This window comes from Pseudomonas protegens (genome assembly GCF_003732485.1).
Lineage (GTDB): Bacteria > Pseudomonadota > Gammaproteobacteria > Pseudomonadales > Pseudomonadaceae > Aquipseudomonas > Aquipseudomonas protegens_B.
In genome coordinates this window covers 318,849-344,441 of record NZ_MOAK01000080.1, presented here as the reverse complement: position 1 = coordinate 344,441, position 25,593 = coordinate 318,849, and the positions used below count along the sequence as shown (strand labels likewise).

21 protein-coding genes and 2 pseudogenes are annotated in these 25,593 nt (G+C 52.3%); 18 read left to right on the top strand and 5 right to left on the bottom strand.

The features are described from left to right. The 4 genes from BLX41_RS22850 to BLX41_RS37440 form a co-directional block, all read left to right on the top strand. A partial coding sequence (locus tag BLX41_RS22850; protein ID WP_259745098.1) for a site-specific integrase occupies positions 1-1,505 on the top strand: 1,505 nt, incomplete at its 5' end. Then, positions 1,505-2,017, top strand: coding sequence for a hypothetical protein (locus BLX41_RS22845; RefSeq protein WP_123726711.1), 513 nt, complete (start codon positions 1,505-1,507; stop codon positions 2,015-2,017). The genes BLX41_RS22850 and BLX41_RS22845, both read left to right, overlap by 1 nt. Continuing rightward, on the top strand, positions 2,014-2,847 hold the full coding sequence (locus BLX41_RS22840; RefSeq protein WP_123726710.1) for a thymidylate synthase: 834 nt from the start codon (positions 2,014-2,016) through the stop codon (positions 2,845-2,847). Before BLX41_RS22845 ends, BLX41_RS22840 begins: the two co-directional genes overlap by 4 nt. Positions 2,848-3,129: 282 nt before the next feature. Beyond that, positions 3,130-3,681, top strand: a complete 552-nt coding sequence (locus tag BLX41_RS37440) for a hypothetical protein (protein WP_123726709.1) — start codon at positions 3,130-3,132, stop codon at positions 3,679-3,681. A 392-nt stretch (positions 3,682-4,073) separates the two neighbouring features. Here BLX41_RS37440 and BLX41_RS22825 read toward each other — a convergent pair whose 3' ends face one another. Next, complete coding sequence (locus BLX41_RS22825; RefSeq protein WP_123726707.1) at positions 4,074-5,132, bottom strand: hypothetical protein; 1,059 nt, start codon at positions 5,130-5,132, stop codon at positions 4,074-4,076. Positions 5,133-5,755: 623 nt separating this feature from the next. Here BLX41_RS22825 and BLX41_RS22820 point away from each other — a divergent pair. Next, positions 5,756-7,057, top strand: a complete 1,302-nt coding sequence (locus BLX41_RS22820) for an SIR2 family protein (RefSeq protein ID WP_259745097.1) — start codon at positions 5,756-5,758, stop codon at positions 7,055-7,057. Continuing rightward, the gene (locus tag BLX41_RS22815) at positions 7,054-8,781 is read left to right on the top strand and encodes an ATP-binding protein (protein WP_185073728.1); all 1,728 of its coding nucleotides are present in this window, start codon (positions 7,054-7,056) and stop codon (positions 8,779-8,781) included. The genes BLX41_RS22820 and BLX41_RS22815 overlap by 4 nt, the downstream gene beginning before the upstream one ends. Before the next feature lie 65 nt (positions 8,782-8,846). Here the strand turns inward: BLX41_RS22815 and BLX41_RS22810 are convergent, their stop codons facing one another. Beyond that, positions 8,847-9,230 carry a hypothetical protein gene (locus BLX41_RS22810; RefSeq protein ID WP_123726705.1) on the bottom strand — a complete coding sequence of 128 codons (384 nt, stop codon included), beginning with the start codon at positions 9,228-9,230 and terminating at the stop codon, positions 8,847-8,849. A gap of 506 nt (positions 9,231-9,736) precedes the next feature. Beyond that, positions 9,737-10,126, bottom strand: a complete 390-nt coding sequence (locus BLX41_RS22800; protein WP_123726703.1) for a DUF6957 family protein — start codon at positions 10,124-10,126, stop codon at positions 9,737-9,739. Between the two features lie 229 nt (positions 10,127-10,355). Here BLX41_RS22800 and BLX41_RS22795 point away from each other — a divergent pair, with 229 nt between their 5' ends. The 10 genes and pseudogenes from BLX41_RS22795 (at position 10,356) to BLX41_RS22750 (ending at position 18,501) form a co-directional block, all read left to right on the top strand. Continuing rightward, the gene (locus BLX41_RS22795) at positions 10,356-10,838 is read left to right on the top strand and encodes a helix-turn-helix domain-containing protein (RefSeq protein ID WP_221179222.1); all 483 of its coding nucleotides are present in this window, start codon (positions 10,356-10,358) and stop codon (positions 10,836-10,838) included. Between the two features lie 130 nt (positions 10,839-10,968). Then, entirely contained in the window at positions 10,969-11,760 is a 792-nt protein-coding gene (locus BLX41_RS22790) for a DUF4365 domain-containing protein (protein WP_123726702.1), read from the top strand. Positions 11,761-11,930: 170 nt separating this feature from the next. After that, entirely contained in the window at positions 11,931-12,266 is a 336-nt protein-coding gene (locus BLX41_RS22785) for a hypothetical protein (protein WP_123726701.1), read from the top strand. 33 nt (positions 12,267-12,299) lie between these two features. Further along, positions 12,300-12,410, top strand: a pseudogene (locus BLX41_RS22780) (DUF4113 domain-containing protein); the annotation flags it as partial. 143 nt (positions 12,411-12,553) lie between these two features. Continuing rightward, positions 12,554-12,922: a hypothetical protein gene (locus tag BLX41_RS22775; protein WP_116817462.1), complete on the top strand. Its 369-nt coding sequence runs from the start codon at positions 12,554-12,556 to the stop codon at positions 12,920-12,922. 61 nt (positions 12,923-12,983) lie between these two features. After that, positions 12,984-14,153, top strand: coding sequence for a DUF3800 domain-containing protein (locus BLX41_RS22770; protein WP_123726700.1), 1,170 nt, complete (start codon positions 12,984-12,986; stop codon positions 14,151-14,153). Between the two features lie 49 nt (positions 14,154-14,202). Next, a complete protein-coding gene (locus tag BLX41_RS22765; RefSeq protein ID WP_123726849.1) occupies positions 14,203-14,685 on the top strand; it encodes a hypothetical protein in 483 nt (160 codons plus the stop codon). 25 nt (positions 14,686-14,710) lie between these two features. Then, positions 14,711-16,114 carry a hypothetical protein gene (locus tag BLX41_RS22760; RefSeq protein ID WP_123726699.1) on the top strand — a complete coding sequence of 468 codons (1,404 nt, stop codon included), beginning with the start codon at positions 14,711-14,713 and terminating at the stop codon, positions 16,112-16,114. A gap of 30 nt (positions 16,115-16,144) precedes the next feature. Continuing rightward, a complete protein-coding gene (locus tag BLX41_RS22755; RefSeq protein WP_259745094.1) occupies positions 16,145-17,095 on the top strand; it encodes a restriction endonuclease in 951 nt (316 codons plus the stop codon). Between the two features lie 395 nt (positions 17,096-17,490). Then, positions 17,491-18,501 carry a hypothetical protein gene (locus BLX41_RS22750; RefSeq protein WP_185073727.1) on the top strand — a complete coding sequence of 337 codons (1,011 nt, stop codon included), beginning with the start codon at positions 17,491-17,493 and terminating at the stop codon, positions 18,499-18,501. A gap of 564 nt (positions 18,502-19,065) precedes the next feature. Here the strand turns inward: BLX41_RS22750 and BLX41_RS22745 are convergent. Next, positions 19,066-19,515, bottom strand: a complete 450-nt coding sequence (locus tag BLX41_RS22745) for a hypothetical protein (protein ID WP_259745093.1) — start codon at positions 19,513-19,515, stop codon at positions 19,066-19,068. 259 nt (positions 19,516-19,774) lie between these two features. Next, positions 19,775-24,277 (bottom strand): NACHT domain-containing protein, encoded by a 4,503-nt coding sequence (locus BLX41_RS36030; RefSeq protein WP_259745091.1) that lies wholly within the window; start codon positions 24,275-24,277, stop codon positions 19,775-19,777. A gap of 275 nt (positions 24,278-24,552) precedes the next feature. Between BLX41_RS36030 and BLX41_RS22735 the strand changes: the two are divergent. Further along, positions 24,553-24,870, top strand: a pseudogene (locus tag BLX41_RS22735) (thymidylate synthase); the annotation flags it as partial. A 179-nt stretch (positions 24,871-25,049) separates the two neighbouring features. Beyond that, positions 25,050-25,593, top strand: a 544-nt coding sequence (locus BLX41_RS22730) for an undecaprenyl-diphosphatase (RefSeq protein WP_148059768.1), incomplete at its 3' end; no start/stop codon positions are given.

Here is a 25,593-nt window from a genome sequence, read left to right as displayed (position 1 = left end):
GATCTGGCTATCTACAAGAAAACGTATTTGGCTCAAACTTACCTATCATAGATTTGGCAAAGCTCAAGTGGAAGTCGGTTGGTGCTACACACCTGCCTGAAGAAGAGGTAAAAAAGAAGAAGCAGGTTTTTCCGAACGAGGTGTTTGAGATCTCATCGCTGGCCGCTTCACTTACTATCGTCGATTTTTTGGATGCTATGGGCGAAGAAGTAGTAGACACTGCTAGCCTCAGTCGGCGCAACGCCAAGGACTATTTTGCTGCCAAAGAACAAGGTATGTGCCCACTGAAATTCAATGTGTACGCCTATAAGCGACTTTCTCATAAGGGCTTCTCTCTGCCTGAAATTGCAAAAGTTCTCGGCCATGACACCGTGAACTCTAGTCATTATTTCAGCGTGGTAGCGCCCTATGCGATCAAGCGCTACGCAGAAGAGACTGGTTCGAGTATTAACGAAGATTTCCGGCTCTATCTAAATTTTTTGAATTATTCATGCATGTACATTATCGGTCAGTACACAGGAATGAGGCCTTCGGAGTATGCCGAGCTGTTGGCCAGCTCCTGTTTGCGTTTTGATGGTCGTTACTGGTTGTTGAGGAGTAATGTCAGTAAGAACGATGATAATCTCGTAGAGTTGTTTGATGACTTTTGGCTTGCGATTCCTATTGTGCGTGATGCCGTTCGCGTGTGCCAGTTGCTTAGTAAATACAAGAATAATGATTACATTTTTTCCAATGTGGATACCGTTCCTTTCGGCCAGGAGGGTAAACCCTTTTCTACGGGCGGAACTAAGTTAACACTCGACAAGTTTTTCCAGAAGGTGCTTTCGCCTGGGCAGTTTTCGAAGCTGGAATTCAACGCGTATATGATGCGCCACACGCTTGCATATCAGCTCTACCGAGCCGACGTGGGCCTTCCGTTTATCTCTCACCAACTCAAGCACTTTGGCGAAATCATTGGGGTAGGTCATTCGAATCGTGGTTTCAGTAAAACCACCTTGGCCTACGGGGAGATTGGTGACATGTTGGCGAAACGCGGAGGCAGGAATCCCGACGGGCATTCGTTCCGGCGAGAGGCTGAACTGGAGAGCATCAAGCAGCGGTTTGATCCAGACGGCAGCTACGCCGGTGTGAATGCTGCAGTTCACAAGGAGAGCCTGTGGAAGGCTTTTCGGGGTTACATGGCTTCGGGGTACACCAAGGACAACATCTTTGAGGCTATGGCCGAGCAGCACATCGCTGTCATCAACGTCGGGCAGGGCTTCTGCTATGGTGGAGCGCCCAGTGAGTTCGACAGCTCGATTCCCTGCATCGGTGGGCTTCGCTGCAACCCGAACCGTTGTAGTAACGCCATTGTCAGCAAGGCCAATGCGCCAAGCTGGCGAGAGGTGTATTACCAGAACAAGGCTATGCTTGGAAATCCAGAATATTCACACATACACGCGCAAAGTAAAGCTGCCATGGAGGAAGCTTTCGGCGTTCTTCAACTGTTGGGGGAAGAACTCTGATGTCTGATCTAAGCGCTTTTAATCAAAAGAATAAAGAGGATTTTGATCGCTATTCCGAAATGCTCTCTCAATCACTTCTTGATATTGCTGGTAACATACCTCTCAAGGCTACGGTTGCGGAGTTGAGCCGACTCACGGGTATTCATCGTAATACTATTCGTCAGCGGGTGTGGCCGTTAGAACGCCTGGAGTCCATCAAGGAAAACCGGCGCCTTGAAGTTTTGCGTCAGCAAGTGTCGAAGAAGAACCCGGTTGATCCGGTGGTGCTACTAACCGAAAAGTTGGAGGCCGCTAGAGTTGAAGTTCTACATTGGTTTACCCAGGCTAAAAGTGCGGAAGATGAGGCTCGGGTCAATGAAAAGAAGTATGAAAATATGGTAGGTTCAAGGGATACCTTCAAGAGCCTTTTGGCGGATGCCAACAAACGGCTCTTGGACTCGCAGAAAGAAATTGATAGACTCAAGCAAGTTATCAGTATCCTGGAAGCTGCCCAGGCGGAGAAAAGTGCATGAAAAGCTATCTGGATTTACTGACAGATGTTCTTGAAAACGGTGCGGTCAAAGGTGATCGAACTGGAACTGGAACTATTAGTGTTTTTGGTAGGCAATATCGTCATGATCTATCAAAAGGCTTTCCTCTTCTTACAACGAAGAAACTTCACTTTAAAAGTATCGTAAATGAGCTTATCTGGTTTCTCAGTGGCGATACTAATATCAAATGGCTTAACGAAAACGGCGTAAAAATTTGGAATGAGTGGGCTACCGAAGAGGGCGACTTGGGCCCGGTCTACGGTAAGCAGTGGACTTCTTGGCCTACAAAAGATGGCGACACAATCAACCAGATTGACTACGTCGTTAACGCTCTTAAGACTAATCCCAATAGCCGGCGAATCCTGTTCCATGGTTGGAACGTGGAATACCTACCTGATGAGAAAGTAAGCCCGAAGGAAAATGCCAGGAACGGCAAGATGGCCCTTCCGCCGTGCCATCTGCTGTATCAGTTCTACGTAGTGAACAACAAGCTGTCCGCGCACCTATTCATTCGTTCGTCCGACAGCTTCTTGGGTCTCCCGTATAACACGGCATCCTTGGCGTGCCTGACTCACATGTTGGCCCAGCAGTGTGATCTTGATGTCGGTGAGATCGTGATCTCACTGAGCGATGTCCACATTTACTCCAACCACATGGAGCAGGTGAAAACTCAGCTCGCTCGTGAACCACGTCAGCTTCCCGAGCTGAAACTGCTTCGTAAGCCGGCGTCCATCTACGACTACAAGTTCGAAGATTTCGAACTGGTGGGCTACGATCCGCACCCGCATATCGCAGCACCTGTATCCATTTGATCGACTTGGGGCATTCAATGATAAGACCGGCCCCAGGGCCGGTCTTTTATGACTGCCCACGGAGAGTTCCGATTCGACTTCCGAATGCGTCAAACGCAAGCAGGTGCATATCTGAACTCAGAGCTCACATCCCGGAGGGCGGGCTCGGCCCACACCTGGTTACTTTCTGGATGGTTCGTTGAGCATGGACGTAAGACCGCTGCGAGGGCAGATGAAGTCAGATTGTAGGTTGCCGTATGATCGTAGTAATTACACCCACTACCTCACAGTAAGAGAGTGCCATTGAAACTCCTCACAAGCCTCTGGAACCTGATCAGCCCCGACCAACGCCCGGACTGGGAGAAGGCGCGTGAGCGTGATTTCATCGTTGCAGTGAACAAGCTGAAGACCCTTTCAGTAAGTGAGCGTGGCGGTCTCTCCATCGATCCAGAGGAGCTTCGCGAGCAAGTAGTCGCATCACGCGAGCAACTGAAGCATCTTGTTCGCAAGCCAGGAGCGCCTAGCCGGCCATTCAAGGCTTTGGGAGACCCCCAAGTGGAACAGGGGGCGAAATCCACCGTTGGGGCTTCAGTGGATGCCCTGGACTGTATTGAGGTAGTGGCCTGGCGTCGGCTGCCCAGCGGAGGAGCAGTGCGCTACGTATGCCTCCAATCTACGAGTGGTGGCAAATATGCTGTCGCTACAGCCAACCTATCCTCAGGTAATACGGATAGTCTCCCGCCCTGGGTCGACGCCAATACAAACAGACAAGTAGCTAGCGCGTTACGAGGCTCAGAGCTCCGATGGTTCGGCAGCGTGAGTGAGGCGATGGATGCTTGGGATGCAGGGCTTTGACGGCTCTACGAACGGATGTTCACTGACACCAAGGCCCCCACGTTGGTGGGTTATCCACGATATCAATGGATGTACTGAGCTCGTACTGAATGTGCTCAAAGACCGAGAAGGCTTGGGTAGTTTTCGAGTCCCGAAGCTTATTCACCAGATTCAGTAGCTCCCGGCCTCGGGCAACGGGCAGCGTGACCATCCACTCCTGCGTTCCATCAAACTCTTGCATCATGGCCGCAAATGCGTCCGGCGTGAGAGTAAGCCGGAGGCCATGGGAGTAGACGTGGCAAGGGCGCCCCTCCGCTCAAGGGCTCGTCGAGAAAGTTTTTTTCGCCCTCGCTTGTCCATTTCTTGCTTGATCATCCGACGCGCCGGGAATTGCGCCAGGTGCCGGTCGGTTGTCACTCATAGTGCAGCTCACCAAACAACCCGATCATGAGATCCCCTTCCAGGATCTCGAACGGGAGGGTGACATATTGATCTCGATGACGAGGCAGAGCTTTCCCGTCATGTGGCGCGTTCTTAGTGTGACCTTGCACCTGCTCGCCATTTTCCTTGATGTATGGAAGCACTACGATCCGACCATGGTTCTTGGACAGAATCGTGCCTTCGTGCCATAGGGTCGTACCTTCATCGCTATTGGACTCGCCCCCGGTGTTCTTGATAACCCACCTGGGCTGCCCATCATCCTCAAACCAGAACACGAATCCTCCGCAGACCAATACCCTCTGTCCGCGCATTCTCGCCTCGGCAAGCATTTGTCTGACGCTGGCGAGCTGAAGTAGCTGGTTTGCTCTAGGAAGCAGCAGTGCACGAATTTGTGCCTTGGTTCTGCCCCAGTGATCTCCTCCCGAAAGACCGAAGCCCTTGGCAGTCAATTCTCTGAGGCATATCTGTGAGCGCTTTGGGGACAGAGCACCGATCTCTTCCCATTTCATGTCTTCGGTACGACGAAGGCAGACGTTGAAACTTGGGAATGCAACCACTTGCAAATATGGGGCGCGAATAAGCTGTTCGTATAACGGCTGCCGTAAGTTCTCCACCTTATTGGGCAGCTCTAGGTCTTGGGTGGCAGGGCGGGGCAGATGGGAATTTCGTTTGATCGCCTCTCGCTCCATCAGCTCCTCTTCGTCGTGAATGCGACAAGCCGCAGTCAAAGCTTTGTCGACCTTCAGGATGGTTGAGGCCTGGATCACGGGATCAAGTACCGCCTGTGTTATGCGCTCGGTGGTGGTCTGGTTGAACGCGTCTGCCGCCTTCATAGCCTCCACGTAGGAGCTGAACGAGGTGCCCCTCGCATGCCCCTGGCCGTTATCGTAGAAGTAGCGTTTCCAGGCGAGCAGGGAGTCAGGGAAGAGTTTCAGGGCTCGCAGCTGCCATGACCAGCCAATCTGGAATTGACGGAATGGGAGTACAGCCAAGGTAGGCATCGAGTGGTACGGCATCTGGTCGAGACGCATGGATTCTTCCTTGCTGGATAGGCTGAGGATACGCTGACCGGTTCGCGCTGGCGGCGCACTCACTCTTAACATTTGTAGATCCGCCCGCCATGGATAGCACATTGCCGGGATGAATCAACCTATTGGCCTAATCTTGATGTTGGTGAAATCGTATTTCGCTCAGCGACGTCCACATCTGCTCCAATCACAAGGAGAGCAGATTAAGACTCAAGTCGGGCGTGGCGAAGGTGTCTCTGGCGGGCATACATTACAGCTTGATTATTGAAGGCTAGTGGGCAAGGGCCTGATTCGTGATCCTCTATCGAACCTCGCTGCGCCCAACCAAAACGCCGACCTAAAGCATGATATGCAACCATATTCTGAGAGCATCCACTGTCAGAGAGCGCGTGTCGTTCGAGACGTGTTGCTGCTCGACCAAATACTGCTCAAATGGCTCGCTTCGTCCGCGCTGAACATACTGGAAGGAGTGGCAATTCCATGATGGGATGCCGCCCTAATCACTACCCGTACACAACATGTACTGGCACTATGATTACATTGCAATGTGTTCAGATTCCCCCACGCGAAATCAGGCGGGTTGGTCGACAGCCTCCAGGTTGAGCTAAATCGACAAGGATCGTGTTATGCCTAATGATACAGCTCCGCCCGCCGCGCCTCCTTTTGTAGTAACAGACCTCCCGCCACCACCACTGCCACCGTTGGAGTTAGACGGCAACCGTAGAGGTCTTCAAGCATATCTGGCACCTGGAGCTTTAGCTTGGTCTCCGCTAGACGAGGCCGCATTCACCATCCTCAAAGGCGCACCACCTACTGATCCCCTGCAGATCAGTTCGAATCGTTCAGCTTTGTCAGACATGCTTACCGCAGCATTGCAGATACCAAACCTTGGTTTTCTCGCTGGAAGTGGAACATCACTAGGCGCACCAGGTGGCCCAGGTATGGGAGACCTCTGGAAGCGGTCTATGTGTGAAACAGGAACTTGGACGCTTACGGAATTGGCTGGTCAAGTGGCGGGGACGGTGCGCTATCACGAGACGCTCAATCCGAACATTGAGCACTTCCTCTCGCAGTGTGACGCTTACTTGGCTTTCAATGATGACGCCGCTGTGCGGGCATTTGTCAGCGATGTGAAGGCTATCATCTTAGATGCTTGTTCAGCGTTCCTCAGAGCCCCTAACGCTGACATATCAGCTTATCGGCATTTACTTCAAAAGCTGGCCAGACGACGAGTCCGGGATCCTCGTCTCAAGGTGTTCACGACGAACTATGACATGTGCTTTGAAACAGCGGCGTCAGATCTCGGCATGATGGCTATAGACGGCTTCTCGTACACTCGAAGACGCCGATTTGATGGCAGGCACTTTACTTACGATATCGTGCGCCGCGAAGCTGAAGGCCACGAATTTGCTGAAGGTGTTTTCCAGCTCTTGAAACTGCATGGATCCGTAAGCTGGAGCAGAGATGGTAAAGAAATCTACGAGGATGCAGCACCTACTCCAGCTAACGCATGCCTAATTTACCCGGCAAAAGGAAAGTACCAGCAGGCATTTTTGCAGCCTCACCTCGAGCTTTTGTCACGTTACCTGGAATTTTTACGCCAGCCCAACAGCTGCCTTATCGTTGCGGGCTTCGGGTTCAACGATGATCACCTCTCTGAGCCGATTTTCTCTGCTATTCAATCGAACCCCAGCCTCAAGCTCATTCTGTGTGACTTCCAATGCATCACGCACCTGCACAACCGTGGATACCACGGCTCAAGTGATTACTGGGGTAGGTTCCACGACTTGGCTAAACGAGGCTTCGACATCCACTTCATCAGTGGCTCGTTCAGTGACTTAGTCAGTCACATCCCGCACCTGCGCACCGCCTCGCCTGCTGAACAACTTGCCAACGCCGTGAAACGTATAGGAGGCCAGAGATCATGATATCGCTCGACGGCATTCTGGCTAGCAACCTAAAAATTGGAGTCGTCTCAAGCGTAAGTGCGCAGCTGGTAAAGACGAACCTTGCTCACGCAGGTAACGTGAGCGGCCAATATCTAGGGCACAACCGATACGGCAAGGGTGAGGTAGGTGAACTCGTATTGATCGAAGGTCAACAGGCAGTATTGCTCGGGCGGATCACCGAAGTAACCCTCCCGGATAGAGACCGCACTGAGATATCCCAAGATTTTGCGGGGAGCCGCCAAATTGATGCCATCGGCTTCATTCGACTTTTAGGGTCAGTGAATCCGCAGTCATTGCGTGTGACCGCCGGTGTGAGCTCCTACCCGCGCCTGGGTGACCGGGTTTACTCAGCTCCAGGAGAGTTTATCTCTCAAATTCCCTTGCTAACCTCAACAGGAGTGGATGGAACACCTCCGGAAATTTCGTTAAACCTCGGGCACGTCGCAGGCGACGGCGGCTTCCCAATCTCAGTAACCCCGGAGAAAATCTTTGGCAGACACTGCGCAATATTGGGATCAACGGGCGGAGGAAAAAGCTGGACGACCTCTAAGCTGATTGAGGAGTGTCGGCGTTTCGCTGCCAAAGTGGTTCTAATTGATGCCACTGGTGAATATCGCTCACTTGTAGGCCCTGACACACTCCATTGTCATCTAGGTAGTCCAATCTACCGCGCTCCGGATTCGCTAGAAGTCGCGATCCCTCCGACAAGCTTCACCGAAACTGATTTCATTGCGCTCTTCCAACCTTCCGGAAAGACTCAAGGGCCGAAGCTCAGAGAGGCCATCAAGAGTTTGCGACTCGCGAATCTCGCACCGGATTTATTTACTGATCGAATCGTGTGGAAAGTTGACCAATCTCGGGTGATGTTTCGACAGGCCATGAACAGGGGTAACAATGCAAACCTGGTGGGAAATCCAAACCAGCCTTTCGATCCGAAATTCCTCGTCCGCCAGCTGATTCAGGAATGTTGTTACCCCACATCCTTCACCGATCCGGAGAGATTTGGCTCGGCAAACAATGAGATCTCTCACTGTTCATCCTTAATGACCCGCATCATGGGAGTTATGGAGTCTCAGTCGCTAAGCTGTGTGTTTAGCCCTCCGCCCGAAATCAGCAGCCTCGTAGAGCAACTGGAAATTTTCCTCGCTAGTGAGAAAACGCTATTCCGGATCTGCCTGAGCGCAGTGGGGTATGAGTTCAACGCTCGAGAAGTGATTGCGAACGTTATTGGCCGGTTGCTCCTGCAGCGAGCTAGAGCTGAAGCATTTCGATCAAAGCCTTTAATCACCATTCTCGATGAAGCCCATAATTTTCTGGGTAAAACCATTGGTAATGAAGATGATGTTCAGAATCTGGACGCCTTCGAGTTGATTGCCAAAGAGGGTCGGAAATACGGTCTGAATCTCTGCCTAGCAACTCAGCGCCCTCGTGACATAACGGAGGGTGTCTTGAGCCAGATGGGGACATTGCTCGTTCATCGATTAACCAATGATCGTGATCGAGAAGTGGTGGAGCGTGCCTGCGGAGAGATTGACCGGTCAGCAGCTGCTTTTCTGCCCAATCTCAAGCAGGGTGAAGTCGCTATGGTGGGGGTAGATTTCCCTATCCCGGTGACGATCCAGATTGGTCGTCCCATGCAACCGCCGATTTCGGATGGGCCCAGTTTCCAGAGTTCCTGGGCCAAACCTGAGGATATTCAGTAAGAAGCATTCCATCTGCTCACCTCCCTGACGTTACCGCAGAGTGCGGGGCGTTGGGGGCCACGCCTCTACTGCAGTAAGTGCGGGGACAGATGGTGCTGACCACTGGACAACCGCAGAAACTGGCGAAGGCTCGTCCGTCCATTGTCGCGCTGAAACGTAGTGAGTACGTACCGTGAGTTCACGGTGGTCAGCACCCAAAACCTACCTTCACGTTCGGCCTTCACCACGTCAGAAGTTCGGATCAGATGGCCATCGCCGAACCGACCATATTGGTCTTTACGGTTGTGACCAAAAACCACGCCTATACCGGTGCGGGCCTTGATGAACGCTCCACAGACATACGCAGTAATGGGCTTGTCAAAGCCTTGCGCCTGGGCTTGCGCGATTCGAGCGAGATCGAAATCTGTATGGCGTTTTCCGTGGAATTCCAAAACTACTGTATTAGTCAACGTGCGCCTCCAAGGCCTAATGGGCTCGAATCATGTCCGCGTGATAAATTGGACGAAGGTTGATTAGCGAATCGCTTCGGAAGCCTGGTTGGTGAGAGCTGTGGTATTTGGAGCCCGTCTCGACTTCCAGTAGGCATACAACACACTCGTTTTCATCCTCACCGAGCGTCACTTTGGTAAGTTCCTCCATGCGCCATCCTTCAGTTCCATTCATATGGGCAGGCGTGACTACTTGCACCACGGTGATGATCGTCTCGGCATCCTGAGCTATCAGGATCTGTTGGAGCCGAGGTTCGCTGTCTATCATCAGTGCTGCCTCGGTAATTCGGCCCCGGTGCTTGGCTTGGACGGTGACGTGATACCAGTGAGTACGAAGTACCCTGGATACCTGATGCCAATGGCACTGACCTTCCCCAAACATGCCCGGTAGGCCTGCCATGTCGGTGTCGTGTGTTCTAAACATCGTATGTCCTTGGGTCTCAACAGGCTCCGATACGGAACGTAGGTTAGAAGAAGGAAAAAACGTCCTTCAGGCTTGCGGGTTGTTCATGACCAGGGCCAATCAAGACGTAAACGGTGTTTCTGGTTTCGAACACGACACCGTTGAAACTGGTGCACATGCTTGAACGAACCCAATCGCCTCGTTCGAAACGGCCTTGGCTGTCCTCGACTACGTTGTGAGCAAACACGATCATCGGGTGCTGGCTCGCCGCATGAACTTTGTAGAGTTCGTCGGGAGTGACTTCGACGCGAAATATTGTCCAGTCCCGAACCAAGCAATACGGCTTTCGGGGGAAGCGTTGGCTTGCCAGAACTCGTGCTTCTGAGCTGCTCGATAGACCTTCAAGTGGTGTCCGTGGCCCTTTCATAAAGTCGGGTTCTTCGACGCTAGCCATAGGGTCTCCTCTCTGTAATTACCACGAAATTGACAATTTAACTTTCTGGTCGCCGCTCACGACGGCCTGGCTCACCTACGCCAGCGCTGCCTTCTCGCGGCACCGGTCGACAGGGTGTGTCCATTAAACCTCTACACAAGCTGAGAGGCAATCATAACGAACCTAATATGGCGTGTTATGACTGGTTGCGATGTGGCCTTATCCTCAAATTTACTTGGGGAAAACAATGATGGATGCGGCAGAAGCGCTGGCTGTCGTGATTCGAGGGGTTCGTAGAGGGCAAGGCCTGTCTCAAGAGGACATCAACATCATCGGGCGCTCTCATTTCAGCCGGATAGAGCGGGGGGAAGTAAGCATTACGCTTGACGTCCTAGTACGGCTCGCCGGGATCTTAGATCTCGATCCGGCTGCGCTGATTCTGATGGCGACCTCGCTGCAAGCTCACGAGTCATTCAGTGACGGTCTAAAACGTCTCTCGAAGCAACTGACCAGAATCAAAAAGGCCGGGATTGATCTTGAAATCGGTTCGCTGGCTCGGGCTGGGAAGCTACCACCTGGTCGACCAGCTCGATCTGGGGCGGCTGCTAACGCGCTTGAAGCCAATCGATTGAAGAAGGAAGGAGTGCCCGTTGTCGAGATCGCGGGAAGATTAGGGCTGTCTGAAGCTACGGTTCGCAGATATTTGAAAACAATCGCTCTATCACAGAAGTAACTCCTGCAGAACTAGGAGTCTGCTGCTCAATGTAGCCTCCACTGCGAGCGTGTCGCCTCTGCCGATACGATGAACAGCAGGAATGTAGGCTACACAATCCTCGGAGCTTTAATTAAGTTAAGGACAAACGATGTTACCGAAGCGCCCATCCTCTCATGTCATAGGAAATTTAGCTGAATCGATGGTGGAGCAGGCAATTACTGCTAGAGGTTGGATCTACCGAAGGTTAGAGAAGGATAAAGACTATGGCATTGATGGCGAGGTGGAGATATTTGGCGACAGTGAGTATGCGACCGGGATCCTTTTCAAAGTACAGGTGAAAGGCTCAAAAAAATACTCACGTAAGGCCAGTCTTAAATCTAGTACAGGTAACTATCTTTCACTTTCGCCGCTCCCGGTATTCCTTTTTTCAGTTGACGTAAGTAGCGGCTTAATCAGGTTTAGTTTGGTCGAGCGCGGACTGGGAAGCTTGGGCAAGCCAATGCTAGGAGAGGCTGTCGAGCTAGATGAAGATGGCTTCGAGCTTCTCGAGGACATCGCCGGTGAGCATTGCGCTGCTTGCTTAACGTTGAGCGAATACACGTTACATGATGCCTCTGCTCAGCTCATCAGGTGCTTGGATCTGCTTTTAAATTTCGGCGGTGATGTTGAGTCCATGATCAAGTGGCTGCGTTTGTTTGCCTCAGACGAGGTTTTGACCTTTTCGTATGGCTACGCAGTTTATTTGAAAAACGAGATGAAAAAAGACTGCGGCCTGGTGGGAAGGCTTCGCGAATGGGTTATAGAGTTTTTCCCTGAGTACCAAGAAAGAATCGATCAAGCTATGGTGGCGTATGAGTGTGGCGAGTTGACTGGAAGGCGCCTCGAAGTCGCTAATGCTTCACTTACGATTCGGGACGGGTTGGATAATCCTGATGTTTAGACGTTTCATCACCCGAATGCCGAAGGAGCAGCTTTCGCGAGCCTTGAGGGGCTCTCGGATCGAAATCGAACTAGGGATGTGACGTCCATACAGGTTCCCATGTGGATACCGGTGAGTAGCAATCCCAGTAGAGTTTTTTTGAGCTAAGTACCACTCCGTTGAGATGTTCTATGAATCCAGAGTTAACTGAAGAAGAAATGCGTCGTGCTCTGTTCGGTACTGCTCAGCCTGAAGTGCAGATTACTACTCCTCCAGTACAGGAGCCTGTGCAAGAGGTTGTGTTCACGAAACCGGTGGTCGCTCTAGCAGCCAAGAAAAAAGTGGCGAAAGCATTTACGCCCAGGCTTAGGGTCACGCTCTTGGTTGGAAACGAATTTGAGGGGGAAATGCGCGAGTTGATTCATGAGGCCGACACGTTGAGCTCGCTGCTTGCCGAACAGGATGCTGTGAAGGCTGCCAGGAAGAAGTACAAGTATGTGGAAGTGGTATCGGTTAAATCGATGTAGACGACGCGGTTGGGCTGATTTAGCTAGAAAGTCGTGCGCCTAGCCAGCGTGCCTACCGCGCCCAGTTGGGCGATGCGCCGAGACCTGATGAGCCAGAGCTACACGGCGAAGGTAGACCAGTTATGGGCGGTAAAGGCCAGGTAGCAGATGCGAAGGTCAAGTTGGTACGGCGCTCCGAGAGTGTTCTGATTTTGTCGTGAAAGCGCGGAAGTATCGTATGAGCATTGTTGATGGCTTTTAGCCTCGATGCCAGCTAGATTTGGAGCTTTCTACGATCAAGGAAGGATATGAAAAAGCTCATCGCAGTTATGGGGATGTGTGTGGCACTTGGCGGTTGTGCTACGTCGCACTACACCGCAGGCCGAGACTTTCCGTCCGCTAGTGTGGCGAGTATTACCAAAGGCAAAACTACGACGACCGAATTGAAGTCGCTGTTCGGTGAGCCATACACCAAGAGCGCAGTCAGTGAGACTGACGAGAAGTGGATCTACACCTACACCAACGGCTCAGCCCATGCTCAAAGCTACGTGGTCACCATGAAGGTGACGACTACGGGTACTCAGAAAACTCTCGACGTCTTGATCCGCAATGACGTAGTCATCAACTACACGTTCAGCGAAGGCCCTGCTCCGGGTACGACCACTGCGACGAACTAAAGTCGCCACCTTGCCATTGGGCGACCCACCGCGCTCAGTAAGTTGTTGATGGAGCAAGCTCATGGACAGAACGTATGCCTTCGTGGATGAGTCCGGGAATTCCGACCTAGATACGTCAAAGGGTGGAAGCTCGGACTTCTTTATCGTGTGTTCCATTCTAGTGGCAGATAAAGACCTGGACGCTGCTTATGCCCAAGCTGAAGCACTCCGCAAGCGTCATTTTCAAACAGGCGAGATCAAATCCAGCAATCTGAAGCCCAAGGATTCAGATCGCCGTGCCCGGATCCTCAACGAGCTAGCCGAGCTGCCATTCAAGCTCTATTTCACCGTCGTTGATAAGTCCCGAATTCACAAAGACGGCGGCCTCCGTATCAAGACCTCGTTCATAAAATACGTGAACGGGTTGCTCTATGAACGTTTGTTCCGCGCATACCCTGACCTCCAGATGATCGTAGACGAGCATGGTGGCCAGGAATTTCAGGAGAGCCTCAAAAGCTACGTTGCAGAACGGTTCGTCGACGACCTGTTTGGCGATAAGGATGCCTTCCAGACGATGGCCAGTAAGGACAACGTTTTGGTTCAGGTTGCAGATTTTTTTGCTGGCTCAGTGGCTCAGATATACGAGGAGAAGGCTTCGGAAGAAGCAGTTCTTGCCTACAAGAAAATCCTCCGCAGCCTGACTCTTGGAATGCTGGAGTGGCCATCCAAGTACCAGTCTCTCCTGCCGCCGCCGACGGATGAATCTGGGTATGCAGACTACCAGGTACACCAAGAAGCTCTCCGCCAAGCCGACCGCTTCAGCGAGCGGGTTGGTGAGCACCCTGATGAAGATGAGCGCCTGCAGCTAAGCATCTTGAGATTCTTGAAATTCCAAAGCGAATTCGTCACCAAGGACTACGTGCTGACTACGGAGATCATGGCCCACCTAAAAGACAGCGGGTTCGGAGAGGTCAACGGCCAGCGAATTCGCTCCAGCGGCATTGCCAAGCTTCGCGATGCGGACGTCATCATCACCAGTGCGGCGAAGGGCTACAAAATTCCCCAGACGCGTGCGGACATCAACGATTTCCTGGAGCGGGCATCAGGAATCGTTGTGCCTCTTCTGGAGCGCGTTAAAAAGGCCCGCGAGGTATATCGGCTCAGCAGCCGAGGAGAATATGACATCGTCACTGCCAACCTTACTGAGCTAGCCAAGCTTCTCGCCGCGCTTGAGGCATTTGCGGATGGCTGAGGCCAGAGTCCTCGCTGACGGCACTGCCATTGCATCGGAGTCAGTTGGAATGATCCAAGACGAAGTGCTGGAGGTGCTCCGTGAGGCCAAAGTGCTGGCCCGCCGGTTCTATCGACTGACCGGCAAGCCACTGGGAATTACTGGCGAGGTGGCCGAGTACGAGGCTGCGACCAAACTCAGCCTTCAATTACATGCTGCCAGACAGGCTGGCTACGATGCGACAGAGATCCGAGATGACGGCGTTGCAAGGATCCAGATAAAAGGCCGATGTGTTCTCAACCCCTTGAAGGTCAATGGACGCATGGGAGCAATCGACCTTCGGCAACCCTTTGATGTGGTACTTCTGGTACTCCTCGACCCTGACTTCAACGCATTCGCGATGTACGAAGCCAGCCGCGCTCAAGTAGAAGCGGCTCTGACGCTGCCAGGCTCCAAGGCCAGAAATTTAAGAGGGGCACTGGCGATCAGGCAGTTCATGTCCATTGCGATGTTGCGATGGACGCGTGAATCAGCGCAGGGTACGAATACGTAACACGACATTAAGGGGCCCAGAACTTATGACCTACGCATTGATTGACAATGCCACGCTGACCGCTGTCCAGCGAGCTACTGGCGCCGTCATCGTAAAAAATACTGACACGATAAATGGTGACCTCTGCGCGGTGGAGAATTTTCTGCAAGGCATTCTGTTTTATGACGATTTGCTGTGCATTGATAACTACAAACCCGAGCACAGCGAAAATCGGCAGCGACAGTTCCCGTACTTGCGGTTTCTCGCGCCTGGTGAATTTGGTCTCACTGAGGTAGAGGAACTTGCTAGGAAGGAAGCCGCACTGATACGCCCCGAAATCAGGGGCGGCGAATTTGTCGATGCGGATTTTAGAGCTCTGCTAGATCAGCTAAAAATGAACATGGTATGTACTTGGGATAAGGCTTCCAGCGTTTACTACCTGACAATGAAAATGCTGGGGTATCAAGGCACAGACGAATACGAGAAATACAGCAGCCTAACCGCCTCAATTTTTGCGGAGCTAGCAGATGTGCAGGATACACGTGGCCGGTGGGCACAGGAAATCAAGCTCGTAGGTTCAGACGGGCACGAATTCACAAAGACTGATTTTGCCGATAAGAAACCAGGCGATTTCGGTGGCGCCACGAAACAGCTCGAAACGTTTGTGGCCGCGCTGAATTGGTTAGCATACAAGTCTATCTATTACTCCACGGCTGCCAAGCACCTGAAAGCTGACTCATTCATCCATCCGATCCGACACGCCTACCAAATGCATTGGATGAAAAAAACGGGTGCATTCGGCCACGATTTCACAGCTCGGCTTCTCTCAAACTTGGCAACCAAAACTAGCACGAGCATTTCCGAAATTCAGTCCCATGGTGCGTCCCAAACCGTCGCGTTAGATCTTCCGATATTCTCCGCGTGGCTGACCCAAGAGTCAGGTAGCGTTGGGGCTGCGATAGAGGCTGCCAGGCAGATTCGGGATCGCGATCATTTCGTCACAATCCGCGAAAGCCTCAAGGAGATAAAGATCGCGTTCGACGAGCAAGGGCTTGCCAGCGGGAACAAACTTACCACCACGCTTTTGGGTGACATCGATAGGATCTGTGGGGATTTGAAGCGTGAGTATGGAGTACCTTCGGCTCAAGGTATTCAGGGCAGCTTCCTAATCAAGGCAATAAACTTCGTCACAGGCTTTGCTGGAATCCCTGGCCTACCAGACAGAGAGTTTGCTCTATCCACCCCCAGTTGGATGAAATCTGATTCAACCAAAGCCTACACTACTGTCGTAAAGGACATCACGGCGGAGCTGACTGCCGTGGAGCGTCTGGGGGGCGTTCGGGATTTAATGGCTAAATCGTTTGTGGTTGATGAGCGGCACGCCGTACCTCCTAAGGTAGAAAACCCGAAATTTAGACATCGTGAATCTGAATGGAAAAAACCGATGTAATGGATAGGGTTTCCATTCCTGTCTATCGACGTGGGGGCGATCTACCATAAGCGAGTCGGCTGGGTATTCTGGCTACGGATGAATGAAGGGCGAGTAATCGGCGTGGCGAACTTTAAATCGACTGAGATGCGGTTCCTTGACTCAATCTTCGACATGGGAGGCGGATATGTTCTCGACTTCTCTAACCGCACCATGGACGAGTTTTTCCTAGAGGAGCTTGAGATCGACATCTCCCACGAGATGTTCTCTAAGGACGGCACCTCAAAGGCCAGGCGACTCAGATGTCTTCTCCAGAACGCCGATCACCCCACGGTAACCCGAGTGCTCGAAGCTCTATGGAAGTACCGGCAGACCAGGCAGGAAGAGACAAAGGCCGAAGAGGCTGTCGTGAACGCCGAGGGCCGATTCCTTTCCCTGCTCGAGTCAATAAGATCGCCTGGGCAGCATGCAGAAGTTGTACGAAATCCTTTCGCTGCGGCAGCGGTCATTGATCAGGGCCAAGTCCTCGATGCTTTAAGGCAGCGGCTATACGATCTGCGGGATCTACCACCCCAGAAGCGTGGCTACGAGTTTGAAGGATTTCTCAAAGAGCTCTTTGACTCCTCCAAGCTCCAGGCGCGTTCGCCATTCAGCCTGGTTGGCGAGCAAATTGATGGTAGCTTCCAACTTGGCCATGAAACGTATTTGATCGAAGCCAAATGGGTCAGAGATCCGATTGGGGTAGCTGAACTACATACGTTTCACGGCAAATTGGATCAAAAAGCGGCCTGGGCACGTGGGGTGTTCATCAGCTACGGCGGGTTTACGCAAGAGGGCCTTTACGCGTTTGGAAAAGGCCGGAAAGTAATTTGCATGTCCGGCGAGGATATTTACAAGGCGCTGGGACAGCGCATACCCATCGCTGAAGTCATCGACCGCAAGGTGAGGGCAGCCGCAGAAACAGGTGCTGCATTCGTGCCATTGGATGACTTATTCAAGTAATGACTGAGTGAAGTAAACGATCAACCGGAGCCGTCAATCGTATTTTCCGACCAGGCTTCAGTGCAGCAAAGCGGAAGTTTTGCTGATGGATCTGCGACAGTCTGGTGAATTGGAAAAAGCGTTTTGCCCTTGGGTTTATTAATATTTTTCGATACTACGGACGAAGCTTTCAAGGATGCTGACCAACTTTTCGAGCTCAAAAAGTTGATGTCATTTTAATATTAAAATGGAATCACTACTTCACCATTTGATGGCAAAATGGAAGCATTTTAATATTGCAGGAAGTGGAATATGATGGCACCGCTTCGCCATCGGTGGCGGACAGGAGCCCGCTTCTAAGCCATTAAATTTGGATTAGTCGGGCACGCCATAGACATACAACTACGGGATGTTTAATGCAGACGATCATTGTTCGGTACTTCGAGACCGTGATCGATCAGGCGTCGGGGAAAGCGGTTCCTAGGCAGCTTGGCAGTGAGTCCTACGAAGACATTCGTGAGGCGCTTATCCCTGGCTTACCTCCGGCAAAGGCAGGAAAGACACCGCCACCAGTCTTCCTCACTAAATGCTTCTCTACCTCCCAGTTCCATCGTTGGGAGCTGGTCTCCGTCGCGGCTACACCGGCTACCGTCACAGAGCCTGCTGTTTTTTCGATCTTCCTCGAGGCGGTTGACGTTTCCAATGAGGTGTTCCTCTATCAGACGCTGAAGAAAGACAAAAACCAGAGGCTGCAAAGGTTGCTGTGGCCTGGCACGCTGGTTGAGGTCGATTACGGCTTCGTCCAGCACTCGGGCCGCATGGATGCGAGCATGAAGACGAATAAGCGCCACTGCGACATGCTCCTCGCCGGAGAAATGTATAAGCGTCGGTTGGCTGTCGTGGTGAAGGTGGTATCGGGCAATCTGGTTCAGGTCGCTCCAGTTACTTCCGTTGTCCCACCCGCAGGAGATAAATCGGTATTCCAGATATCCCAGGCGACGTTGGATAAGATGCCGCGCTACAAACTCGGCGGTAAATCTAGTTATGTGCTTTGCGGTAGGACAGAGTCTGTTTCCATCCAGCGATTACTACCCCCTTTGAGTTACGGCCCCCGCAACTCTCACCGTAATGTCAACTACACGGTTATGCTCTCGAGAGGTGAGGATAGGCTATTCAAGGCGGCGCTGCTGCACGCGGTCGGGGTTACTAACTACGTCCCTCACAACGATTACCTGCAGGAAAAGCTCAAGGCCGATCAGCTTGAGCAGGACGTGGTGCGTCTGAATCGAGAACTCGAGACATCTCGTGCTGCCCTGGAAGTGCTGACGACAGTCGAGAGCATGGCGAAACGGTGGGCATCAGAGTGGGAGCTGGATTTTGATCAAGATCTCCAGATTCAGCGAGAGCTAGATGGTGCTCAAGCCTAGTGAGGCCGCTGAGTGTTTCTGTCAATCTGGTTGACAACTATGTCACTTAGCCTCTAAAATCAGCCTCACATGGTCGAGCTAAGAGTGCAGGACTCCACCTCGGCGACACGGCTAATACCGTCTCCTGTGAAAGTAATATGTTCAAAGAAACCGCCCCCCAAAGGCGGTTTTTTTGTGCCTGCTGTTTCGAGAGCTTCACACTCTGGCTCTATGAAAGCTGGCCAGAGGGTGCCAGAGGGCTCAGGTAGCTGGCATGTAAAAGCAGATCGGGCATGAGCTCCAGGCTATCCCCTCGGGAGCGTAGTTCACCATGTCAGATGTCCAGCAACCAGAGGGTAGGTGTAATGATCCCCAAACGGCACATTAACCCTACTTTTGAGGCTTAATGTGCCGATTAGGGCACCTTATGCCGAGCGCTGTTTGGGATTCAAACGGTGCTGCAGTTCCGGCAGTGGACTGGCGGTTCGTAAGCGCCCCATAAACCCCACCTGCACATGAAGCGCCGATTCAAGGATGCTGCGCTCCCATTTCTCGCTCGGATCGACCGATCCGCCGGACGGTCTGTTAGTCGTTACGTGTCTGTTCAAGCCGCTTATCAAGCTCGCTTGGCGGCAAGTTCGGCGTCGAGTGAAGCGTCAGCCAGATGGCCCGCAGAATGTTGATCGCGGCCATGTTCAGGTGTTGTTCGGCGGCGTGCAGGGCCAGTTCGGCTGCCAAGCGCTTGTCGGCAGCACTGAGGTGCGCCGTTTTGTGAGTCATGTCCGCATCGACGTTGGCCAACAGCCCCTGGAGTTCCTGCACCGCCTGATCCGATGCCTGACGCATGTCCGCCAGCAGGCGGCTGGCTTCGGCAGGCGTCATGGCCAAGGCGCGGACGCTGCGAAAAGTCAGGCGGGCGGGCAAGGTGGCCAAACTGAACCCCGTTGAAATTAACTTGCCAATCATGCGAACAACTCCTGTAAACGAGTGTTTCAGCAGCGTATCAGAGTAAATCGCAAAAAAATGTCTGCTCATCGCTTGCCAGAATCAACTCTCCGCCTCTTTTTGGCATCAAGCGTTACGGCGGTTCCTGCTGAAAGGGATGAAGATTCCGCTGCTTCGGTATAGCGTGAGGCAGTGAATGAATAGGAAACTGTTCGAGGTGTCTGGCAGGACTCTTTGCTGAAAGCAGTCACCTTTGGAACGCTGGGATTAGGATGAGGAATAGATGTAGATAGGAGGCTTCAGGCGGCGTTTCAGTACCGCCCGGCCTCAAGGTGTTGAAATGGCCCTGTCAGCTCACCTTTGCAGGAACATGCCGTTTTGAGTTGCCCCTGCCCCAATCGTCATTCCAGCAAGACATTTTTGGTTTGCCGCGCTCATGCCATATAACGCCCTCTGAGCGGCGTCGGGATGCATTTTCATTTTCACCACCAGGCCAAGCGCCACGCTCTGCTACGAAGACCCATACACATGCGAGCCCATCCTCCTTTAGGAAGGATTCAAATAGCTCCTGGTCGATATAGGCATGCGAGCCGTCAGATGGGCTCCGACCGCTTACAAAACGAGTGTTGCCGGTGCCATCAACGTAAAGATTTGGGTCTTCGCTGTGGGGCTTCAAGTCAAGCCGATGGGCTAGCCAAGGCGCTGGCATTAGTGAGTGGGCACCTTCGGATAATGACGCATCCAGGTGTGATTCCCACTGGTAACGGAAGCAAGGGTACGCAATCTCGATTTCCCCCAAGTCATGGAAATATTGGGATGACCACTGCTCTTGATCCCATGTCGAGCGCCAGGGCGCCTCTCTCAGGAAACCATTGTCCGTTGAGTCACGGGTAGTCCAAGAGTCAACATTCATGCTTTCTTGCTTCTGGATGTATTCGAGCAGGAGCGGCTCATCTTCTGTCCGCACGATCACAGGCAGCAAGAAACGCCATTCCTGTTTACGCAAACCATGCTCTCGATTCGCTTTGTCATCGTAACGCTCCGATAGGGAGCGATGTTCGTGCACGACTACCCACTTCCCATCTGAAGAGCCGCTCCGGCAGAGAAGGTCTGCCATACGTGTCGTTGGATCTTCCTCGAACGGCCATTTTCCCACCTCGTCTTCCGTGGTCTCCCGCATGCAGATCTCGAATTTTTCAATTGAGAACTCTTGGGGCGATGCTCCGCCGGTCTCATCGGTAAGCAAGATGGTAGGGTCAATGTCCCGGTGGAAGCCGATGTCGAGAGGCCCCCCGTATTGACGCGATCCATGAGGGGCTCGCTCCGACATCCATTTGTTATCAGCAAGGCTGCAGAGAAGCTCATCTAGAGCCAGCCATTGGTATTTCTTACCGATGCGCTCAACTAATGGCCGATCACGACTGTAGTCATGGCGGCGGCTTCGGTCATCCGGAAACAGCTTTTTTGTCCACCCTAATACATAGGCTCGCTTGGCAATCCAGCGCTGCGCCGCTTTTATATCGATATGCGGGAGTTGTTCAGGACTGCTCATTGAGAATACAAATCGTTCTTTATACTCCTTAATATATCTGGTTTTTTCATCATCACTTAGTATTTCAAGCAGTAACTCTTCACACTCCTTGAAGTCCTCGGAATGATCTGTGGGCTCTTTGTCTTTATGGCGATCCCTAATATTGCGGAAAGGGTTGTAGCTGTAGCTATGCATTAGCTTGAGTAGCTGAGCTCTTACAGGGCAATGGTCAATAACCTCTTGTTCAAACAGCTCATACTTCTCTGATGACGTAAGTGGTTCGGGAGAGGTAAGCGAAACCTTGAGGAATGAACTGACTCTCGGTTGTATTTCATAGCTGGCAAAGTCGCCGCCCCATCCTGTGCAAGAGTCCTTTATTTGAGAGTCACCAGCCCGTTTGGCGATCTTATCAAGTGCTTCCTCTGTGACGGACAGCCGAATCACCTTCGATTTATAGGGTGGTCTGGCCTTCTGGATGTCTATGGTCGCGGGTAGGCATTTTTTGAATAGGGCCAGCTCGATAATTCCAAGCGCCGAGTCCCTTAGCAGTATCGAAGCAGGAACAGATTCGCAGTCGAAAACAGCGTTGTAGGCAATGGCGGAATAGATACGTAGGCGTTGTTCATGGTCATCGTTACAGCAGGCGCCATAGGCAGCTGAGTGGAGACGCTCGAGGATATATAGATCATCCACGGTTGCGAAATCATCGCAAAGCATGCCGTACAGGGCCGGGTTTCGAAGCATGAGTGACGTAAGCGCTTTCGTCGCTTTGTCTCGTATTTCTCGGTGAGAGCTTGAGCAGAACCACGTTAGGGTTATTGCGCTGAGATGCTGAACCTCAGGGTCGGTTTGCTCTCTCTGCTCAAAAGCACTCCACTCTATGAGACGCTGTGCCGTATCGCCCTCATCCATCGAGAGTCTGTTTATTTGGTTAGTCCAGAATGCATCACGTTTTGGCATGTCGCGAGCGATGAGTCGCTGATGCAGGAATTTCGCATTCCAAGGATGGCCGGCGCTGGCGCTAACCTGAAGGATAATGTCGAAATGATCATCCTCAGCGGATAGAAAGGCGTTGTAAAGCTGAAGTGTTCGTTCGGTGAAGGACTCATTGCTGCGCCACCGAAGACTTTCAATGAAGGCGGTGCTAACAGAATAGTCATTAGCCCAATCGTCTATATCTCCAGGCATCACATCCATTAGCTCTTTTTTGAAGCGCTCAGGGAGTTGCACTGACAGTGCCTCGGCCAGCCCAACCCACTCCCCGTTAAGCCTTTTACCATTATGTATGAATTGCAGCGAACCATTGTCCAGTGCTTCGACGGGGTCTTTAACTTCATCCAAAAGCCCTGATGCCATCAAGTAATCTTGTAGCCTTTGGAAGCTAAATCGCACTATATCTTCTGGGATGGCGAATGGATCGGCATCTCTGCTCTTTGGATCTGGATCCATTCGGAATAAGCCATTCCGCTGAAGAACCTCAAACCAAGTTATTCCTGGTGGGGGCGGGTAGGCATGAAACGTCTCAGCAACGATTCGAATGGCCTCGGAATGCTGAACATAGTCTCGCCGTTTTACGGCCATCTCTGTTGCTATTGTTGAAAGCGCTTGGTTGGTCGGCCTAACAAGTTCATCACTGCCATCCCTTCCAACACCTAAGTTTCGGGCAATGCTTCGAAGGTAGAAGGAGAAAACCTGCTTGGTGCCTACCAAACCTTTCGGGAACCACTTTAAGTTCTCTTTCTCCAGTGCGACGCAGGCACTTCTCAGAAATAATGGATTTACAAACTCGGCAGCTAGCCAAGGAGTATTGGGTTGTGAAATCTCGCGTTTGCCGAGATATATGCGTGCAGCTCGCGATTGCTCTTCTTTCGTCTCGAACCCCCGAATTCTGAACGATGGAACTTTCTCGCTAACTTTGGAGGGGATGACGTAGGGGGTGTACTCCGTCCTGCAGCTAAAAATTAACAGTAGATTTCGATGCTTCTCGATCCTGGCTATAAACTCAGCGAGCTCATTGCGCCACAATGTTAGCCCCGCGCCCTCGTTCAACGCGTCAATTAGTATAAGTCCACGCTTGCCAGTTACTTCAGCGGCGGCGCTTAATGCCTGAAGAAAAGCGTCGGGGTTGATATCGCCTAGGCCAAGACGCCTAGTTACTTGGCTCCATACATGGTCGCTGCTGAGGTGTTGGCCGAGAATCAGAATAGCGATTCTACCCTCCATTATTGCTTGTTGGGCGACGCTGCCTAATAGGTGAGATTTTCCAGTTCCAGCTTTTCCGTAGAGAAAAACACTGCGGTCTTGTTCGTTACGCAGATAACGCTCTTGGAGTAAAGATCTAAATGCGTATGAAGCACTGCTAAGCTCCCTTAACTTGTAGTCCAGATTTTCCAGGCTATAGTCGTGTACATGTTTTGGCTTTGCGTTCGCCTCTTTGATTTTCCAGGTTAGGCTTTGAAGAATATGGACGTTGTCCGATATTTTCTCAACGCAGTCGAAGCAATCCGCCAGGGGCCAGGTCTGCCACGCATCTGAAGTTAGCTTTAAGCCGAGTTCCTCGAGTTTTTGTACATGAGTTGTAAGGCTTTCTGTTGTATTCGTCTCGGTGCTGCCTAACAGAGTTTCAATGTCGTTGATCTGGGCTGCATTAGATATTTTTGAAATATGATTCTGAAGTTCGGAAACTATACTTTGGTCGCGCAAAATTACTTTGAATAGCCGTTCGATTCCTACTTCGACGTGGTCTTCAGGGTGGTATCTTTCGTCAAGGGATTTAACGGCGAGATCGACGTGCTCTGAAAACCACCTAGGGGAGAATTCTACGTCTCCAAACCAATATTTTTTTAACCCTTCAGCGTTTGGATGTGTCAGCCGATCAGTTAGGTCTGATGCTGTCCATATAATGAATTCGACTTTCTGTCCAGGTGGAAGCAGTTTTTCCCATTTTGCTTTATGGGTATCCCAATGCTCCCACCCCCTTTTTCCACTGCCTTTAGCGCCACTTTTATCAGTGAGGTCACAGGGTATAGCTACAACATACTTGGTAAGTGTTGGGTGAGCCTGGAGAGCACGGTTTACCGAGTCGTCTATATTGGCCCAGTCTATGTCACCTGCCCTTAAATAGTATTTCGCTTGAAAGCCAATTTCTTTCCCATCACTGAGCAACCAGTAGGACTCGATGCCACCATCACCACCAGCACCTTCAATTCGTCTAAATTCAGCGTCAGCGGCTGGCGGTTCACGTCGAGCTAGCTGGCAGATGAGTTCTTCGAAGGCGAGGCGCTGTCCTGAATCCATGCCTCTGATGCGTCTGTAATCCATGGTGTGTCCGTTGCAAGAGCTGGTTGGTGGCAGAATGCCTTGGCGGATTGTATCCGTTTCCTAGGGCATCGGGCTCAGAGCCTTTGTGGCAGGGGCATGCCTCTGAAAATCTCGCAAAGCCACATGGGCCGTAGGTTGCGGCTAACTCACTAATATGTATGAAGAAATGGATGGACAAGGTTTTCCGAAATGTGCATAATTGAAACTGCACATTAGCAATATTGCCTGAAGGCAGCGAAGCTAGCTGGATTGGGCACTAAATGGGGCGGATGAAAGGGTTGGGGACGCCGTTCAACCTCACCGAGGGCGCTGCGCTGTTGAGCCTGATCGGTCGCCTGACCGGCTACACGCCGCGCTGGTTCACCTACTTCATCGGTGATGCCCACGTTTACGAAAATCACCTGGACATGCTCAACGAACAGCTCAAGCGCGAACCGTTCCCGATGCCCAAGCTGGTGATTTCCGAGCGCGTGCCGGAGTTCGCCAAGACCGGCGTCTACCAGCCGGAGTGGCTGGAGCTGATCGAGCCGAGCGATTTCTCCCTGGAAGGCTATGAGCACCACGCGCCGATGACCGCGCCGATGGCGGTTTAAGTCTTTCAGCAGCTGCACCCAGGGGCCGCATGGCCCCTGTCGATTTCCCCCGATGCCTTTATCGACCTTTGCCCGGGAGTTATTCCGGGCATTGCCCTGCCTGCCGGGCGTCGAGGCTCTCAGGAGTGGTCCGGGAAAGCCTGGACGTCGTCCTTTTGATGTTGATCGCGAGCCCCTGAATGGAAGAACTCAATCGCAGCCTGTTCCTGGCCATCAATGCCAGCGCCGAGGCATCGCTGCCCATGCGTGAACTGGCGATCTTTATCGCCCAATGGGTGGTCCTTTGTGTCCCGCTGCTGCTCCTGGTGTTCTGGGTCTTTGGCGAGCGCCGGCAGAGAATGACCGTCCTGCTAGGGACCTCGAGCATCGTGGTCGCCCTGGCCTGCAACCTGGTGATCCGTGGCCTGTGGTTTCATCCGCGGCCCTTCATGCTGGAGTTGGGGCAGAATTTTCTCGCCCATGCGCCTGGAGCCTCTTTCCCCAGCGACCACGCCAGCGGCATGTTCGCCATGGCTTTTGCCCTAGTCCTGGCGTCCCTGCGCAAGACCGGGCTGGTCATGCTGGCCCTGGCCGTGCTGGTGAGCTGGGCGCGGGTCTACCTGGGCGTGCATTTCCCCTTCGATATTCTTGGCGGTTGCCTGGTGGGTTTGTTCAGCGCATGGCTGGTGCGCCTGGGCCTGGCCTGGCGACAGCTGGATCAGCGGCTGCTGGATGTACTGGAGC

Excerpts from the sequence above, each read along its gene's own strand:
- BLX41_RS22785 (WP_123726701.1), top strand. The coding sequence starts at position 11,931 with ATGAATCCAGAGTTAACTGAAGAAGAAATGCGTCGTGCTCTGTTCGGT.
- BLX41_RS22760 (WP_123726699.1), top strand. The coding sequence starts at position 14,711 with ATGACCTACGCATTGATTGACAATGCCACGCTGACCGCTGTCCAGCGA.
- BLX41_RS22765 (WP_123726849.1), top strand. The coding sequence starts at position 14,203 with ATGATCCAAGACGAAGTGCTGGAGGTGCTCCGTGAGGCCAAAGTGCTG.
- BLX41_RS22820 (WP_259745097.1), top strand. The coding sequence starts at position 5,756 with ATGCCTAATGATACAGCTCCGCCCGCCGCGCCTCCTTTTGTAGTAACA.
- BLX41_RS22770 (WP_123726700.1), top strand. The coding sequence starts at position 12,984 with ATGGACAGAACGTATGCCTTCGTGGATGAGTCCGGGAATTCCGACCTA.
- BLX41_RS22795 (WP_221179222.1), top strand. The coding sequence starts at position 10,356 with ATGGATGCGGCAGAAGCGCTGGCTGTCGTGATTCGAGGGGTTCGTAGA.
- BLX41_RS22815 (WP_185073728.1), top strand. The coding sequence starts at position 7,054 with ATGATATCGCTCGACGGCATTCTGGCTAGCAACCTAAAAATTGGAGTC.
- BLX41_RS22845 (WP_123726711.1), top strand. The coding sequence starts at position 1,505 with ATGTCTGATCTAAGCGCTTTTAATCAAAAGAATAAAGAGGATTTTGAT.
- BLX41_RS36030 (WP_259745091.1), bottom strand. The coding sequence starts at position 24,277 with ATGGATTACAGACGCATCAGAGGCATGGATTCAGGACAGCGCCTCGCC.
- BLX41_RS22750 (WP_185073727.1), top strand. The coding sequence starts at position 17,491 with ATGCAGACGATCATTGTTCGGTACTTCGAGACCGTGATCGATCAGGCG.
- BLX41_RS22800 (WP_123726703.1), bottom strand. The coding sequence starts at position 10,126 with ATGGCTAGCGTCGAAGAACCCGACTTTATGAAAGGGCCACGGACACCA.
- BLX41_RS22825 (WP_123726707.1), bottom strand. The coding sequence starts at position 5,132 with ATGCGTCTCGACCAGATGCCGTACCACTCGATGCCTACCTTGGCTGTA.
- BLX41_RS22790 (WP_123726702.1), top strand. The coding sequence starts at position 10,969 with ATGTTACCGAAGCGCCCATCCTCTCATGTCATAGGAAATTTAGCTGAA.
- BLX41_RS22745 (WP_259745093.1), bottom strand. The coding sequence starts at position 19,515 with ATGAGCAGACATTTTTTTGCGATTTACTCTGATACGCTGCTGAAACAC.
- BLX41_RS22775 (WP_116817462.1), top strand. The coding sequence starts at position 12,554 with ATGAAAAAGCTCATCGCAGTTATGGGGATGTGTGTGGCACTTGGCGGT.
- BLX41_RS22840 (WP_123726710.1), top strand. The coding sequence starts at position 2,014 with ATGAAAAGCTATCTGGATTTACTGACAGATGTTCTTGAAAACGGTGCG.